The sequence below is a fragment of the Pseudomonas sp. 910_23 genome (assembly GCF_052850795.1).
In genome coordinates this window covers 61,477-75,372 of record NZ_VXCZ01000023.1, presented here as the reverse complement: position 1 = coordinate 75,372, position 13,896 = coordinate 61,477, and the positions used below count along the sequence as shown (strand labels likewise).

The window sequence follows — 13,896 nt, the reverse complement described above, 5'->3', positions numbered from 1 at the left end:
CGGATGGGCTTCGCGGGCAGGGAGGCTGTCATAAAGCTGGCATAACCCAGCCAAAACAGCCCTAAAAGACACAAAAAAGGCACTGTAGCTATGCGCTAAGTGCCTGATTTATAAAGCTAAATTGGTGGAGCCGGGGGGATTTGAACCCCCGTCCGCCAGTACTCCGCTGTCGGTACTACATGCGTAGCCGTTTCTATTAAGTTAACCCTCAGCGACCCGAAGGGCAGGGTGCTTTGGGCGAGTTGTGTAAGTTTTAGCCGCTTCGTCCACAACGTACTGCACGGCGATTCTGTTCTATATGACAATCACTTTGGGTTTACAGACATCCCCTGGTGATTGCTGGACCCGAAGGTACCAGAAGCTCAGGGCTAAGGCTGCTTACGCAGCGAGAGCGAATTCCTGGCCGTAGTTTTCGTCATTGGCAACTATAAGAAGTTGCAACAGTGGATTTACGAGTTCTGTTACCAACTCGGCATGCACCTAAAGTTTCGCGACCGGCGTCGAATCCTAAACGGCCCCGTGCTTGTAACTCGTTGTTTCTTAGTGAGTGACAAGCCTGTGCAGTGTACGCCAAAAGCTCAGCGAAGGCCAACCCGAAGGTTGGCCCTATCGCTTACTGACCGCCTTTCTCGCTGTTCTGCAGGTCTTGCAGGGCCTTGGAGGTGATTTCGATGCACTTCTTGTCATCACCTGCGGCGTGGGCGGCCTTGGCTTGGGAGACGGCGGTGTCTATTTCGCCACTTTTGCCGCTGGTGTCGGTGGCCAGCAGGGCTTTGCCGTTGTTGATTTTGTCCAGGTTGATCTGGCACAGGTCTTTGTCACCGGCAGCGAAGGCGGGGGAGGCGAGCATCGCAGCGGTCATGAACAAGCCAGCAAGAGCGGAACGCTTCATAGGGTGTCTCCTTGCGCAAAAGGGCTCGACGCTGCTGGCGTGCAACCGCTGCCAGCGACATCACTGATGGGCCTCGTTTGTCGAGGCCTATGCAGATGACTGCGCTGGTGCGCCAGGGTTCGGTTTTTTTGCGGGGTCAGTGGGCGCGGGCGCGGGTGACGCGGTCTACCAGGTAGACCAGGCCGTGATAGTCGATGCCGCCATGCTGGCTCAGGCCGATCTCGCAGGTGCGGCTGGTGGAGATGCCTTCGCTGCAATGTTGCACGGCGTCCTTGAGCGAGCGCAGGGCGTGGGCGTTGAGTTGCGGGGTGGTGAAGCCTTTGTCGCCGGCAAAGCCACAGCAGTGAATGCCTTCGGGGATGACGACGGTTTTTGCACAGCGCCGGGCCAGTTCGATCAGGGCCTGGCTTTCGCCCAGGTGCTGGGTGCTGCACGTGACGTGTACGGCGATGGGGGCTTCCTGCGGCGTGAAGTCGAGGCGGTCCATTAGGTGGGTGCGGATAAAACGTACCGGGTCGTAGAGGTCCAGGCGGGTTTCGCCGAGGTCTTGTACCAGGCGCAGGGTGCAGGGGCTGGTGTCGCAATAGATCGGGTCGAGGCCGCCTCGGCTGGCGTGGAGCAGGGCGCCGATCAGTTCCTGGCGCTTGTGTTCGGCCTGCTCGGCATAGCCTTTGGAGGCGAAGGGCTGGCCGCAGCACAGGTTGTCTTGATTGTCGGGGAATACGACCTGGTAACCGGCTTTTTCCAGGAGGTTGCGGGTTTTGTCATACAGCGACATCTGTTCTTTATCACCGGCTGCCGGGCCCATGGCGCGTGAGACGCAGGCGGCCAGGTAGACCACCCGCGGGCGCTCATCTGTAACTGGCGGGCTGAAGCGAATGGCTTTTTCCGGTTGTGGCATGGCATTGGTCCACTGCGGGATTTGCCCTTTGGACAGTCTGTTCACGGTGGCCGACCACTTTGCCAGGCGCGGGGCACCCAATAACATGCGTGCACCATTGGCGACGTGCAGGGTGAAGCGCGCACCTTGCAGTGCGGTGGCGAAATGGCTGGCGAGCCATTCGGCGGTTTTCGTACGGTCTGCTTCGCGGCTGCGCAGCTTTTTCACCAGGTCGCCGGTATTGATGCCTACAGGGCAGCGTTGGGCGCATAGCCCGGTGGCGGCGCAGGTGTCGATGCCTTGATAGTGGTAGGCCGCTTCCAGTTCGGTGGTGTCTACGCCTGCGCGGTGTTTGGCCTGGATGTCGCGCCAGATCACAATGCGCTGGCGTGGGCTCAGGGTCAGGCCTTTCGAGGGACACACGGGTTCGCAGAAGCCACACTCGATGCACTTGTCCACAAGCTCATCGGCGGCGGGCAGGGGCTTGAGGTGTTTGACGTGGATTTGTGGGTCTTCGCTGAGCACCACATCCGGGTTGAGGATGCCGTTGGGGTCGAGCAGGCGCTTGAGTTGCCACATCAATTGATAGGCGTCGCTGCCCCATTCCAGTTCAACGAACGGCGCCATATTGCGACCGGTGCCGTGTTCGGCCTTCAGCGAGCCACCGAACTCCACCGCCACCAGTTGTGCGACGTCGTCCATGAACGCTTGATAGCGTGTGACTTCTTCGCTGCTGTTGAAGCCTTGGGTGAATACAAAGTGCAGATTGCCTTCCAGGGCGTGTCCGAAAAGGATGGCTTCGTCGTAGTGATGTTTGTCGAACAGTTCGATCAGGCGGTTTACGCCGATCGCCAGTTGTTCGACGGGGAAGGTGACGTCTTCGATGATCACGGTGGTGCCGGTTTTGCGCACGGCGCCTACGGCGGGGAAGGTGTCTTTGCGGATCGCCCACAGGCGGGCGTTTTCCACGGGGTCTTCGGTAAAGTCGACCTGTTTTTCTACGGGGAACGCCGCCAGAGAGGCCATGATCAGCGTCAGTTGTTCGTGCAGCAATGACGGCGAGGCCGCGCGGGATTCGATCAGCAGTGCGCAGGCATTTTCCGATAAGTGTTGTACGAATGCGGGCATACCCGGTTTGTCTTGCACCGAGCGCATGCTGCGTCGGTCCAGCAGTTCAACGGCTGAAACCGGTTGGGTTTTCAGCACTGTTACTGCGTTGCAGCATGTTTCGACATCCGGGAACACGATCAGCGCCGAGGCTTTGTTCGGGTGATCGATTACCGTGTCGTAGGTGACCGCACTGATAAACCCGAGGGTGCCCTCGGAGCCGACAAGCAGGTGGCTGAGGATATCCAGCGGGTCGTCGAAATCCACCAAGGCGTTGAGTGACAGGCCGGTGGTGTTTTTCAGACGGTATTTGTGGCGAATCTTCGCAGCCAGTTCAGCGTTTGCGCGTGTCTCGCGGCCCAACGTGGCCAGGCGCTCAAGCAGTGCACTGTGTGTTTGGCGGAAGGCTTGCACGCTGGCGGCATCTTCGGTGTCCAGGCGGCTGCCATCGGCCAGTACCAGACGAATGCCCGCCAGGGTGTGATAGGTGTTTTGTGCCGTACCGCAGCACATGCCGCTGGCATTGTTGGCAACGATGCCGCCAATTTTGCAGGCGTTGATCGACGCCGGGTCCGGGCCGATCTTGCGCCCGAACGGCGCGAGCCAGGCGTTGGCCTGGGCGCCGATGACGCCGGGTTGCAGGCGGATCTGTGTGCCTTGCCCGCGAATTTCGCGGTGGTTCCAATTGTCGCCGAGCACGATCAGCACCGAGTCGCTGATCGCCTGGCCGGACAGGCTGGTGCCCGCGGCCCGGAAGGTCACCGGCACGTGATCGCGCTGGGCCAGTTGCAGCAGTGCGACGACTTCGTCTTCTGACTCCACGCGGATCACCAGTTGTGGGATCAATCGGTAGAAGCTGGCGTCGGTGCCGAAGGCGAGGGTGGAAAGTGGATCGTCGAAGCGGCGATCTTGCGGGATCAGTTGTGCGACGTCGCTGAGAAAAGCAGCAGGCAGGCTCATCGGTCCTCCAGAAATAGCAGACGCCGGCATCGTTGTCCGGCGTCGATTCTTACCCTATTACGTGCAGGTCTCAGTGCACCAGCATACCGGTGAACCAGTACGCCTGCGCCAGGGTGATCAGCCCGACGATGGTGGCAAAGAACAGGCTGTGCTTGAGGGTAAAGCGGAACAGATCGGACTCCTTGCCCACCAGGCCCGTGGCTGCGCAGGCCACGGCGATCGATTGCGGCGAGATCATTTTGCCGGTCACGCCGCCGCTGGTGTTCGCCGCTACCAGCAGGGTGTCGTTAACACCAATCTGGTGGGCGGTGGTGGCTTGCAGCGAGCTGAACAGGGCGTTGGATGAGGTGTCCGAGCCGGTCAGGAAAACCCCCAGCCAGCCGAGGAAGGGCGAGAAGAACGGGAAGGCGGCGCCGGTGCCAGCCAGTACCAGGGCCATTGTCGAGGACATGCCGGAGTAGTTGGTGACGAAGGCGAACGCCAGCACCATGCCGATGGACAGGATCGGCCAGCGCAGCTCAAAGAAAGTCTCTTTTAAAGTGGTAAGACCAGTCTTGATATCAATTTTCAGCACTAGCATCGAGACCAGCGCGGAGAAGAAGATCGCGGTGCCGGTGGCCGAAATCGGGTCCAGCTTGAAGACGGCGGGGATGGCGGTGGGGTTGGTGACGATGGGTGCGACTTTGATCACCAGTTGGTCCAGGTGGGGGATCGCGAAGTTGAACACCCAGCTGTACATCGAACCACCGGCCGCGAACATGGCCTTGAAGGGTTTGAGGGTCCAGATGGTGACCAGCACGGTCAGGATCAGAAACGGCGACCAGGCCTTGAAAATTTGCCCCAGGCTGTAGGGTGAAACCACTGTGCTGCGTGGCAAACCAAAGCCGCCGGCGCTGGAGGTGACCGCTACGCTGGAGGTTGCACCGGCAATCTGCGCGCCTGCGGTGCGCTTGGGCTGCCAGATTTTCAGGAACAGTGTCAGGGAGATCAGGCTGGCGAGTGCCGAGGTAATGTCCGGCAGTTCCGGGCCAATGAAGTTGGAGGTGAAGTACTGGGTAACGGCAAAGCTCAAGCCGGCCACCAAGGCTGCCGGCCAGGTTTCACGCACGCCGCGCAGGCCGTCCATCATGAACACCAGCCAGAAGGGCACAAACAGTGACAGCAGCGGCAGTTGGCGACCGGTCATGGCGCCGATCTTGAACGCATCGATGCCGGTGACCTGGCCTGCGACGATGATCGGAATGCCCAGTGCGCCGAACGCCACCGGCGCGGTATTGGCAATCAGGCACAGGCCCGCGGCGTACAGGGGGTTGAAGCCCAAGCCCACCAGCAACGCGGCGGTGATTGCCACGGGTGCGCCGAACCCGGCCGCGCCTTCCAGGAAGGCGCCAAAGCAGAAGCCGATCAGCAGCACCTGCAGGCGTTGGTCATCGGTGATCGACAAGACGGAGCTGCGGATGATCTCGAACTGCCCGCTCTTGACCGTCAGCTTGTAGAGGAACACCGCCGCCACGATGATCCAGGCGATCGGCCACAAGCCATAGGCAAATCCGTAACCGGCCGCTGCCAGGGCCATGTCGACCGGCATCTGGAAGGCGAAGATGGCGACCAGGATCGACAATGCCAGGGTGATGCTGCCGGCCACATGGCCTTTGAGGCGGAATACGGCCAGGGCCAGGAAGAAGAACACGATTGGAATAACGGCGGCCAGTGCGGACAGGCCGAGGCTGCCGAGAGGGCTGTAGAGCTGTTGCCAGGTTTGCATATGGGGTGGCCCCTGATTGTTGTTGTTTGGTCAGCTTGGATAATTGGTAATACCAATTTACAGTCGCTGTGGGCTAGATTAAGAGCCTTGGCGGGGGTGTGTCAATTTGCCGCTCGTCAAACTTTGGTCTGAGAGTGAGTGTCGAGTGTTCTGATCGGGTAAATCGAAGGTGTTCTGATAGGTGCTGCAAGCGCGGCGATAGGCCAGAATAGGGGCCCCGGCGAGTGGTCGGGATGGTGGAGAGTGAGTTATGGGGTTTGATCAGGTGCGTCAGCGCCGTTTGTCTGACGATATTGTCGAGCAGCTTGAGGGCATGATCCTTGAGGGCACGTTGAAGTCGGGCGAGCGCTTGCCGGCCGAACGCGCTTTGGCTGAACAATTTGGTGTGTCGCGCCCTTCATTGCGTGAGGCGATCCAGAAATTGGCGGCCAAGGGGTTGCTGGTCAGTCGACAGGGCGGCGGCAACTATGTGGTGGATTCCCTGGGTTCGACCTTCAGTGATCCGCTGCTGCATCTGCTGGAAAACAATCCCGAGGCGCAGCGCGACCTTCTGGAGTTTCGCCAGACTCTGGAGGCTTCGTGTGCTTATTACGCGGCATTGCGTGCTACCGAGGTCGACCGTGAGCGACTGACGGCGGCGTTCGAAGCGCTGCAGGACTGCTATGCGCGAGCCGACGAGGTGAGCCGAGTGGAGGAGGGCGCTGCGGATGCGAGGTTTCACTTGGCGATCGCCGAGGCCAGTCATAACGCGGTGCTGCTGCACACCATTCGCGGGTTGTTCGACCTGCTCAAGCGCAACGTGGTGACCAATATTGGCGGTATGTATCAGCAGCGCACCGAGACTCGCGACATGCTGATCAGTCAGCACCGGGACTTGTACCTGGCGATTATCGAGGGGCGGGCCGAGCAGGCGCGCGACGTTTCAACACGTCACCTGTTGTACGTGCAGGAAGTGTTGGAGGAAGTGCGGCAGGAGGTTCAGCGGGTAGCGCGGGCGGAGCGACGTAAGGGCATGTAGCCACGGGGGTTGCCCGCGGCTACATCATTACAAGGGTTAGTCTTCCTTGCCCTTGTTGCGCACGGCGCGATGCAGTTCGCGATTGGAGTCGCGCTCGCGTTCGGTGTCGCGCTTGTCGTATTCCTTCTTGCCCTTGCCCAGTGCGATTTCGCACTTGACCAGGTGCTTGCTCCAGTACCACGACAGGCAGACGCACGCGTAGCCTTTTTGCTGCACGGCCGCGGCGAGCTTTTCGAGTTCGCGGGCATTGAGCAACAGCTTGCGCGTGCGCACCGGGTCGGCAATCACGTGGGTGCTCGCGGTGGTCAGCGGGGTAATGTGACTGCCGAGCAGCCACGCCTCGCCATCCTTGAGCAGCACATAGCTGTCGACCAGCTGCAGTTTGCTGGCACGCAGACTTTTTACTTCCCAGCCGGCCAGGACCAGACCAGCCTCGAACCGATGTTCGATGAAGTAATCGTGTCGCGCCTTTTTATTTTGCGCGATGGTCCCTGTGGGGTGTTTCTTTTGTTTAGCCATAGGGGCGGCATTATAGGGAGTTGCGAGCGTGTCGGCTACGGTCAACCTGCGTGCTTGAGCGTGTTGGACGAATCCCGGACAATACGGGCAGTTCTTTGGTTTTTTTCTCTCGCGGATCGGGCTGTACTTTCGCGACGTTTGCCTTAAGCAGTGGAAGTAACGCTCACATGACGACGCATATTCAACGTTCGGCCCTGCTGCCCTATCCGGCACAGGCGCTCTATGACCTGGTCAACGACGTGGCGCGTTACCCGGAATTCCTGCCTTGGTGTTCGACTGCCGAGGTGTTGGAGAGCAGTGATGAGCACATGGTCGCCAGTGTTGGTGTGGCCAAGGGTGGCCTCAGCCAGCATTTTGTTACGCGCAATGTGCTGGTGCCGGGCAAATCCATTGAAATGAATTTGCAGGAAGGGCCGTTCACCCAGCTGCACGGCGTGTGGGTGTTCAAGGCGCTGACGGATAAGGCCTGCAAGATCAGCCTGGATCTTTCATTTGATTACGCTGGCCCCATTGTGCGGGCGACTTTGGGGCCACTGTTCAATCAGGCCGCAAATACCTTGGTGGACGCTTTCTGTCAGCGAGCCAAGCAATTGCATGGTTGATATTGAAGTGGTGTATGCCGACGTGGATCGCCAGGTTCTGCTGGCGGTGGCGATACCGGTGGGCACAAGCCTGAGGGCGGCAGTGCTGGCGTCGGGCATTGCAGAGCATTTTCCGCAGTTGGCGTTGGCGGACTGCCCGTTGGGTATCTTCGGTAAGGTGGTGGCAGACGCTGATGTGCGTGCCGTGCAGGCGGGAGATCGGATCGAGATCTACCGGCCATTGCTGGCAGGCCCCAAGGAAATACGCAGGCTGCGTGCGGCCAAGGCGGCGATGCTAAAGCGACAGAACACCTGAGCTTGCCAACCTGCAGGCAACAAAAAGCCCGGCATGCCGGGCTTTTTATCGAGCGTCGCAAAATTATTGCGGGCTGGTGTCCAGAGGCTGTGGCGTCGGGACGGGTACAGTTTCGACGCCGTCGACGTCTTTCTGGATCTGGTCCAGCAAGGAGCCTGGCTTGGCCGGCACCTCGGATTTCGGCTTTTCGGCTTCCTGCGCAGGCGCGGTCACGTTGGTGCCGCTGTCCTTGCCCAGCAAGGCTTCATCGCGGCTTACGCCGGGCATGAAGTCACCGGACAGGCTCACGAGCTGGTCATTGCCATTGAAGATGACACTGACGCGCTCCTGTTGGCGTTCACCGCCACCTGGCTGCAGGCTGTAGAGATAATCCCAGCGATCGGCATGGAATGTGTCGGTCAGCAGGGGGTTGCCCATGATAAACCGTACTTGCCGTCGGGTCATTCCCGGGCGTAACTGGTCTATCATGTCCTGCGTGACGACATTGCCCTGCTGGATGTCGATTTTGTAAACCCCGGGGAATGAACAACCGGCGAGTGCGAGCAGTCCCACAAAGGTGAAACTGGTTAGCAAGAGCTTGGTGTTTTGCATCGGTGGGCGACTTCCACTATCTTGGCTGGGACAACGTAAACGCCGATCATACCCGTATTAAGAGAAGCTGCGAAGCAGCATCCGCGAGAAAGCTAACCATGGTTGAAAATAGCGAACTACGCAAAGCCGGTCTCAAAGTGACTCTGCCACGAGTCAAGATTCTACAAATGCTCGATTCTGCTGAGCAACGCCACATGAGTGCCGAGGATGTTTACAAGGCGCTGATGGAGTCTAACGAGGACGTCGGCCTGGCCACGGTTTACCGTGTACTGACCCAGTTTGAAGCCGCAGGGCTGGTGGTTCGCCATAATTTCGACGGCGGTCATGCAGTATTCGAACTGGCTGACGGTGGTCACCATGACCACATGGTTGATCTGGATACCAATGAGGTTATCGAGTTCACCAGCCCTGAAATCGAAGCGCTGCAGCATAAGATTGCTGAGGAGCATGGTTTCGATTTGGTCGACCATAATCTGGTGCTGTACATCCGTAAGAAAAAGTAAAAATCGACGCAGTTTTGCTCTGCGAAACGATTGAAGGCGACCCTAGGGTCGCCTTCGTGCTTTCTATAAAGAGGAAAAGTACCCGTTCAAGCCTTCGCGGCCACGACCATTTTTTTCGCGTGAGCCAACGACTCCTTGGTCAGGTCGATACCGCCGAGCATCCGCGCAACTTCTTCTACCCGTTCCGACTTGTTCAGCTTGGAGACGGCCGTGTGTGTCGCATCGCTGCCGCGCACCTTGTGCACAAATAGATGTTGATGCCCTTGAGCCGCCACTTGCGGCAAGTGAGTCACCGTAAGTACCTGGCCGCGATCCCCCAGGCGACGCAACAATTGGCCAACAATTTCTGCGGTTGGCCCGCCGATGCCAACGTCTACTTCATCGAATACCAGCGTTGGTACCCGTGAGGTCTGCGCGGTGATCACCTGGATCGCCAGGCTGATCCGCGACAACTCGCCGCCTGAGGCCACTTTGGCCAGGGCCTTGAGTGGCTGACCGGGGTTGGCGCTGACCAGCAGTTCTACCTGCTCCAGCCCATGGGGCTGCAGTTCGTGGCTGGCGTTGGCGCGCAGTTCGATGGTGAAGCGCCCGCCCGGCATACCCAGGCGCTGTATTTCCTGCTCGACGGCGCTGGCCAGGCTGGTGGCGGCCTGTTGGCGCAGGTCGCTCAGCTCCTGGGCCTTCTCCTGATAATGGCGGGCAAACGAAGCGAGTTCCTCGCCCAGTCGCTCGATGGACTCGTCGTTGGCGTTCAGTGTGTCGATTTCATCCAGCAGCTTCTGTTGCATGGCAGCCAGTTCAGTGGGCTGGATTCGATGCTTGCGCGCCAGGGTATAGATGGTGTCCAGGCGCTCTTCTATTTCCTGCAGGCGTGCCGGATCGGCATCGAAGTGGTCCAGGAAGCGGTTGAGTTCACCGACGGCTTCTTCAACCTGGATCTGTGCGCTGGTGAGCAGGGTAGTGGCCTCATTCAACGAGCCGGAAGCATTGTTCACGCTGGACAGGCGATTGAGGCTGGCTGTCAGTGCGTTGAGCACATTGCCCGAGTCGCTCTCGCTGCATTGCTCGACGACCTGGCGGCAGATACCCAGCAAGGTCTCTGCATTGGTCAGGTTCTTGTGTTCCTGCTCAAGCTGCTCCAGTTCGGTCTCGCCCAGGCCCAGGCTTTCAAGCTCTTCGAGTTGATAGCTGAGCAGTTGGTGGCGGGCGCGTTGTTCATCGCCGGAGTTGGAGAGGCGTTCCAGTTCCTGGCGTGTCTGGCGCCAGCGTTGGGCGGCCAGTTGAACCTGGCGGGCAAGGTCGGTGGCGCCGGCGTATTCGTCGAGCAGTCGGCGGTGAGTATCGGTTTTGAGCAGGGACTGGTGTTCATGCTGGCTGTGGATATCGATCAGCAGCTCACCCAGGGCTTTCAAGTCGCCAAGTGGGCACGGCGTGCCGTTGATATAGCCGCGGGAGCGACCTTCGGCAGTGATCACCCGGCGCAGAATGCACGGGCTTTCATTGTTCAGGTCGCGCTCGACCAGCCATGCTTCGGCCTCGGGAATGTCGGCCAGGTCAAAGGTGGCCAGGATATCGGCTTTGTCGGAGCCTGGGCGTACCACGCCACTGTCGGCGCGGTCGCCGAGGGTCAGGCCGAGGGCGTCGAGCATGATCGACTTGCCGGCGCCGGTTTCGCCTGTGATTACGCTCATCCCGCGATCCAGTTCGAGATCCAGATGTTCAACGATTGCGTAGTTATGTACAGACAGGTGCACGAGCATGACGGCCGCTCCCAGGCTTGAGGTCTGGTTATTTATACAGTGTTTTGTTTGTGGCTGACAATCCTGGCGCTTAGCTCGATTTGCTTGATCAACAGCTTTTTTTAGCGCGATGAGGAATGTAGGAGCAGGAAATGATCCGAGTCATGCGAAAGACTTTTGGTAACGCCCGCGCCCTTGAACCTGGAAATTGTGGCCCCATATACCGGAACAGAAGCGCGAGTCGAGATCGCGCATGATTTTGAAAGGAGAAATCTATGGCTGACGAACAGACGCAGGATACGCAAACTCCAGACGCCAATGCGGCTGCCGGTGATGAGCTGGTCACCCGCGTGCAAGTGCTCGAAGAGCAATTGTCCGCTGCGCAGGATCAATCGTTGCGTGTTGCCGCCGATCTGCAGAACGTCCGCCGCCGTGCCGAGCAGGACGTAGAAAAGGCTCACAAATTCGCGCTGGAAAAATTCGCTGGCGATCTGCTGCCGATCATCGACAGTCTTGAACGTGGTCTTGAGTTGTCTGACCCGGCCGACGAAAACATCCGCCCAATGCGTGAAGGCATCGAGCTGACGCTGAAAATGTTCCAGGACACCCTGAAGCGTTATCAGCTGGAAGCGATCGATCCGCAAGGCGGCGAGCCGTTCAATGCTGAGCATCACCAGGCCATGGCCATGCAGGAAAGCCACGATCTGGAGCCTAACAGCGTGATGAAGGTGTTCCAGAAGGGTTACCAGCTCAATGGTCGCTTGATGCGCCCGGCAATGGTGGTGGTGAGCAAGGCTCCTGCACCCGCTGCACCTTCTATTGATGAGCAGGCTTGAAATCCGCCGCAAGGCCCCCATCTATAAGTCAAGCGTTTAAGTGCTACCGCAGTTAGCCACAACTGCTGCGGCAACCAAATTCAAAGTTCGGGAGAGTAAATCATGGGCAAAATTATCGGTATTGACCTGGGGACCACCAACTCCTGCGTCTCCGTGCTGGAAAACGGCGTTGCAAAAGTTATCGAAAACGCCGAAGGCGCACGTACCACTCCGTCGATCATCGCTTACGCCAACGACGGTGAAATCCTCGTCGGTCAGTCGGCCAAGCGTCAGGCTGTGACCAACCCGCATAACACCCTGTATGCGGTAAAGCGTTTGATCGGTCGTAAGTTCGACGAAGAAGTCGTACAGAAAGACATCAAGATGGTCCCTTACAAAATCGCCAAGGCCGACAACGGTGACGCCTGGGTTGAAGTAAACGGCCAGAAAATGTCGCCGCCGCAAATTTCGGCTGAAATCTTGAAAAAGATGAAGAAAACCGCCGAAGACTACCTCGGTGAAGCAGTGACTGAAGCGGTGATCACCGTTCCGGCCTACTTCAACGACAGCCAGCGCCAGGCAACCAAAGACGCCGGCCGCATCGCGGGTCTGGACGTAAAACGTATCATCAACGAGCCAACCGCAGCCGCTCTGGCTTACGGCATGGACAAGGCCAAGGGCGACCACACTGTGATCGTCTACGACCTGGGTGGCGGTACTTTTGACGTCTCCGTGATCGAGATCGCAGAAGTTGACGGCGAGCACCAGTTCGAAGTGTTGGCCACCAACGGCGACACCTTCCTGGGTGGTGAAGACTTTGACATCCGTCTGATCGACTACCTGGTAGACGAATTCAAGAAAGAAAGCGGCATGAACCTCAAGGGTGACCCGCTGGCCATGCAGCGCCTGAAAGAAGCCGCTGAAAAGGCCAAGATCGAGCTGTCTTCCGCTCAGTCGACCGACGTCAACCTGCCGTACATCACTGCAGACGCTACCGGTCCTAAGCACTTGAACGTGAAGATCTCGCGCTCCAAGCTCGAAGCTCTGGTTGAAGACCTGGTTCAGCGCACCATCGAGCCTTGCCGTATCGCACTGAAAGACTCCGGTATCGACGTTGGCTCGATCAACGACGTGATCCTGGTCGGCGGTCAGACCCGTATGCCGCTGGTGCAGAAGCTGGTAACCGAGTTCTTCGGCAAAGAAGCACGTAAAGACGTGAACCCGGACGAAGCTGTTGCCATGGGTGCTGCCATCCAGGGTGCGGTATTGGCCGGTGACGTAAAAGACGTATTGCTGCTGGACGTGAGCCCGCTGACCCTGGGTATCGAAACCATGGGTGGCGTGATGACTGCGCTGATCGAGAAAAACACCACGATTCCTACCAAGAAATCCCAGGTGTTCTCGACTGCCGATGACAACCAGGGCGCCGTGACCATTCACGTGCTGCAAGGTGAGCGCAAGCAAGCTTCGCAGAACAAGTCCCTGGGCAAGTTCGACCTGGCTGAGATTCCACCAGCACCACGTGGCGTGCCACAAATCGAAGTGACCTTCGACATCGACGCCAACGGCATCCTGCACGTCGGCGCGAAAGACAAGGCAACCGGCAAAGAGCAGAAGATCACCATCAAGGCCAACTCGGGTCTGTCTGATGAAGAAATTCAACAGATGATTCGTGATGCTGAGGCCAACGCTGATGCGGATGCCAAGTTTGCTGAGCTGGCTGGCGCCCGTAACCAGGGTGATGCGCTGGTTCACTCGACTCGCAAGATGATCGCTGATGCTGGCGACAAAGTGACCGAAGAAGAGAAAACCGCAATCGAAGCGGCCTTGGTTGCACTGGAAGCCGCCATCAAAGGCGACGACAAGGCTGCCATCGAAGCCAAGATCGAGGAGCTGTCGAAAGTCTCCGCACCGATCGCTCAGAAAATGTACGCCGAACAAGGCCAGCCGGCTGACGGTGCTGCGCAGCAGGCAGAGCCAGAAGCCAAGCACGACGATGTTGTCGATGCCGAGTTCGAAGAAGTCAAAGAAGACCAGAAGAAGTAACTTGGTCGCCCGGTTGACCGCTCACAAGCGGTGACTGGTAGGATGTCGCCGCGCGGGAGCTTGCTCCCGCGTTGGCGTGTCTGGGGTATGCGAATTTTTACAGCATGCGACAACGCTCGGATGCTGGCGGTGTGATCGGGAATGCTCCTGCTTTCCGAATGGCA

The 13,896-nt window shown here is 58.7% G+C and carries 12 protein-coding genes and 1 other RNA gene; 6 read left to right on the top strand and 7 right to left on the bottom strand.

From position 1 onward, the window contains the following. Positions 1-122: 122 nt before the first annotated feature. From ssrA to FW800_RS23890, 4 genes are all read right to left on the bottom strand, one after another. Positions 123-519, bottom strand: a transfer-messenger RNA (tmRNA) gene (gene ssrA, locus FW800_RS23905). A 94-nt stretch (positions 520-613) separates the two neighbouring features. Beyond that, the gene (locus FW800_RS23900) at positions 614-892 is read right to left on the bottom strand and encodes a hypothetical protein (protein WP_005791519.1); all 279 of its coding nucleotides are present in this window, start codon (positions 890-892) and stop codon (positions 614-616) included. A gap of 136 nt (positions 893-1,028) precedes the next feature. Next, the gene (locus tag FW800_RS23895; protein WP_446438579.1) at positions 1,029-3,839 is read right to left on the bottom strand and encodes an FAD-binding and (Fe-S)-binding domain-containing protein; all 2,811 of its coding nucleotides are present in this window, start codon (positions 3,837-3,839) and stop codon (positions 1,029-1,031) included. 70 nt (positions 3,840-3,909) lie between these two features. Next, the gene (locus FW800_RS23890) at positions 3,910-5,604 is read right to left on the bottom strand and encodes a lactate permease LctP family transporter (protein ID WP_032879436.1); all 1,695 of its coding nucleotides are present in this window, start codon (positions 5,602-5,604) and stop codon (positions 3,910-3,912) included. Between the two features lie 250 nt (positions 5,605-5,854). Between FW800_RS23890 and FW800_RS23885 the strand changes: the two genes are divergently transcribed. Then, positions 5,855-6,622, top strand: a complete 768-nt coding sequence (locus tag FW800_RS23885) for a GntR family transcriptional regulator (RefSeq protein WP_005791515.1) — start codon at positions 5,855-5,857, stop codon at positions 6,620-6,622. Positions 6,623-6,658: 36 nt separating this feature from the next. Here FW800_RS23885 and smpB read toward each other — a convergent pair whose 3' ends face one another. Beyond that, complete coding sequence (smpB, locus tag FW800_RS23880) at positions 6,659-7,141, bottom strand: SsrA-binding protein SmpB (protein WP_005791513.1); 483 nt, start codon at positions 7,139-7,141, stop codon at positions 6,659-6,661. A gap of 167 nt (positions 7,142-7,308) precedes the next feature. Between smpB and FW800_RS23875 the strand changes: the two genes are divergently transcribed. Next, complete coding sequence (locus FW800_RS23875) at positions 7,309-7,743, top strand: type II toxin-antitoxin system RatA family toxin (protein ID WP_005791512.1); 435 nt, start codon at positions 7,309-7,311, stop codon at positions 7,741-7,743. Further along, positions 7,736-8,038, top strand: coding sequence for an RnfH family protein (locus FW800_RS23870; RefSeq protein ID WP_446438578.1), 303 nt, complete (start codon positions 7,736-7,738; stop codon positions 8,036-8,038). The genes FW800_RS23875 and FW800_RS23870 overlap by 8 nt, the downstream gene beginning before the upstream one ends. 63 nt (positions 8,039-8,101) lie before the next feature. Here the strand turns inward: FW800_RS23870 and FW800_RS23865 are convergent, their stop codons facing one another. Next, positions 8,102-8,629 carry an outer membrane protein assembly factor BamE gene (locus FW800_RS23865; protein WP_005791510.1) on the bottom strand — a complete coding sequence of 176 codons (528 nt, stop codon included), beginning with the start codon at positions 8,627-8,629 and terminating at the stop codon, positions 8,102-8,104. Between the two features lie 98 nt (positions 8,630-8,727). On the opposite strand from FW800_RS23865, the gene fur reads away from it, so the two are divergent. Further along, on the top strand, positions 8,728-9,132 hold the full coding sequence (gene fur / locus FW800_RS23860; protein ID WP_003194220.1) for a ferric iron uptake transcriptional regulator: 405 nt from the start codon (positions 8,728-8,730) through the stop codon (positions 9,130-9,132). An 86-nt stretch (positions 9,133-9,218) separates the two neighbouring features. Here the strand turns inward: fur and recN are convergent, their stop codons facing one another. Further along, the gene (gene recN / locus FW800_RS23855) at positions 9,219-10,892 is read right to left on the bottom strand and encodes a DNA repair protein RecN (protein ID WP_446438577.1); all 1,674 of its coding nucleotides are present in this window, start codon (positions 10,890-10,892) and stop codon (positions 9,219-9,221) included. A 254-nt stretch (positions 10,893-11,146) separates the two neighbouring features. On the opposite strand from recN, the gene grpE reads away from it, so the two are divergent. Continuing rightward, positions 11,147-11,707, top strand: a complete 561-nt coding sequence (gene grpE / locus FW800_RS23850) for a nucleotide exchange factor GrpE (RefSeq protein WP_446438576.1) — start codon at positions 11,147-11,149, stop codon at positions 11,705-11,707. Positions 11,708-11,809: 102 nt separating this feature from the next. Continuing rightward, positions 11,810-13,732, top strand: a complete 1,923-nt coding sequence (gene dnaK / locus FW800_RS23845) for a molecular chaperone DnaK (protein WP_446438575.1) — start codon at positions 11,810-11,812, stop codon at positions 13,730-13,732. The last annotated feature ends 164 nt before the right edge of the window (positions 13,733-13,896 follow it).

Coding starts and splice junctions, on each gene's coding strand:
- FW800_RS23900 (WP_005791519.1), bottom strand. CDS start 892: ATGAAGCGTTCCGCTCTTGCTGGCTTGTTCATGACCGCTGCGATGCTC.
- FW800_RS23895 (WP_446438579.1), bottom strand. CDS start 3,839: ATGAGCCTGCCTGCTGCTTTTCTCAGCGACGTCGCACAACTGATCCCG.
- FW800_RS23890 (WP_032879436.1), bottom strand. CDS start 5,604: ATGCAAACCTGGCAACAGCTCTACAGCCCTCTCGGCAGCCTCGGCCTG.
- FW800_RS23885 (WP_005791515.1), top strand. CDS start 5,855: ATGGGGTTTGATCAGGTGCGTCAGCGCCGTTTGTCTGACGATATTGTC.
- smpB (WP_005791513.1), bottom strand. CDS start 7,141: ATGGCTAAACAAAAGAAACACCCCACAGGGACCATCGCGCAAAATAAA.
- FW800_RS23875 (WP_005791512.1), top strand. CDS start 7,309: ATGACGACGCATATTCAACGTTCGGCCCTGCTGCCCTATCCGGCACAG.
- FW800_RS23870 (WP_446438578.1), top strand. CDS start 7,736: ATGGTTGATATTGAAGTGGTGTATGCCGACGTGGATCGCCAGGTTCTG.
- FW800_RS23865 (WP_005791510.1), bottom strand. CDS start 8,629: ATGCAAAACACCAAGCTCTTGCTAACCAGTTTCACCTTTGTGGGACTG.
- fur (WP_003194220.1), top strand. CDS start 8,728: ATGGTTGAAAATAGCGAACTACGCAAAGCCGGTCTCAAAGTGACTCTG.
- recN (WP_446438577.1), bottom strand. CDS start 10,892: ATGCTCGTGCACCTGTCTGTACATAACTACGCAATCGTTGAACATCTG.
- grpE (WP_446438576.1), top strand. CDS start 11,147: ATGGCTGACGAACAGACGCAGGATACGCAAACTCCAGACGCCAATGCG.
- dnaK (WP_446438575.1), top strand. CDS start 11,810: ATGGGCAAAATTATCGGTATTGACCTGGGGACCACCAACTCCTGCGTC.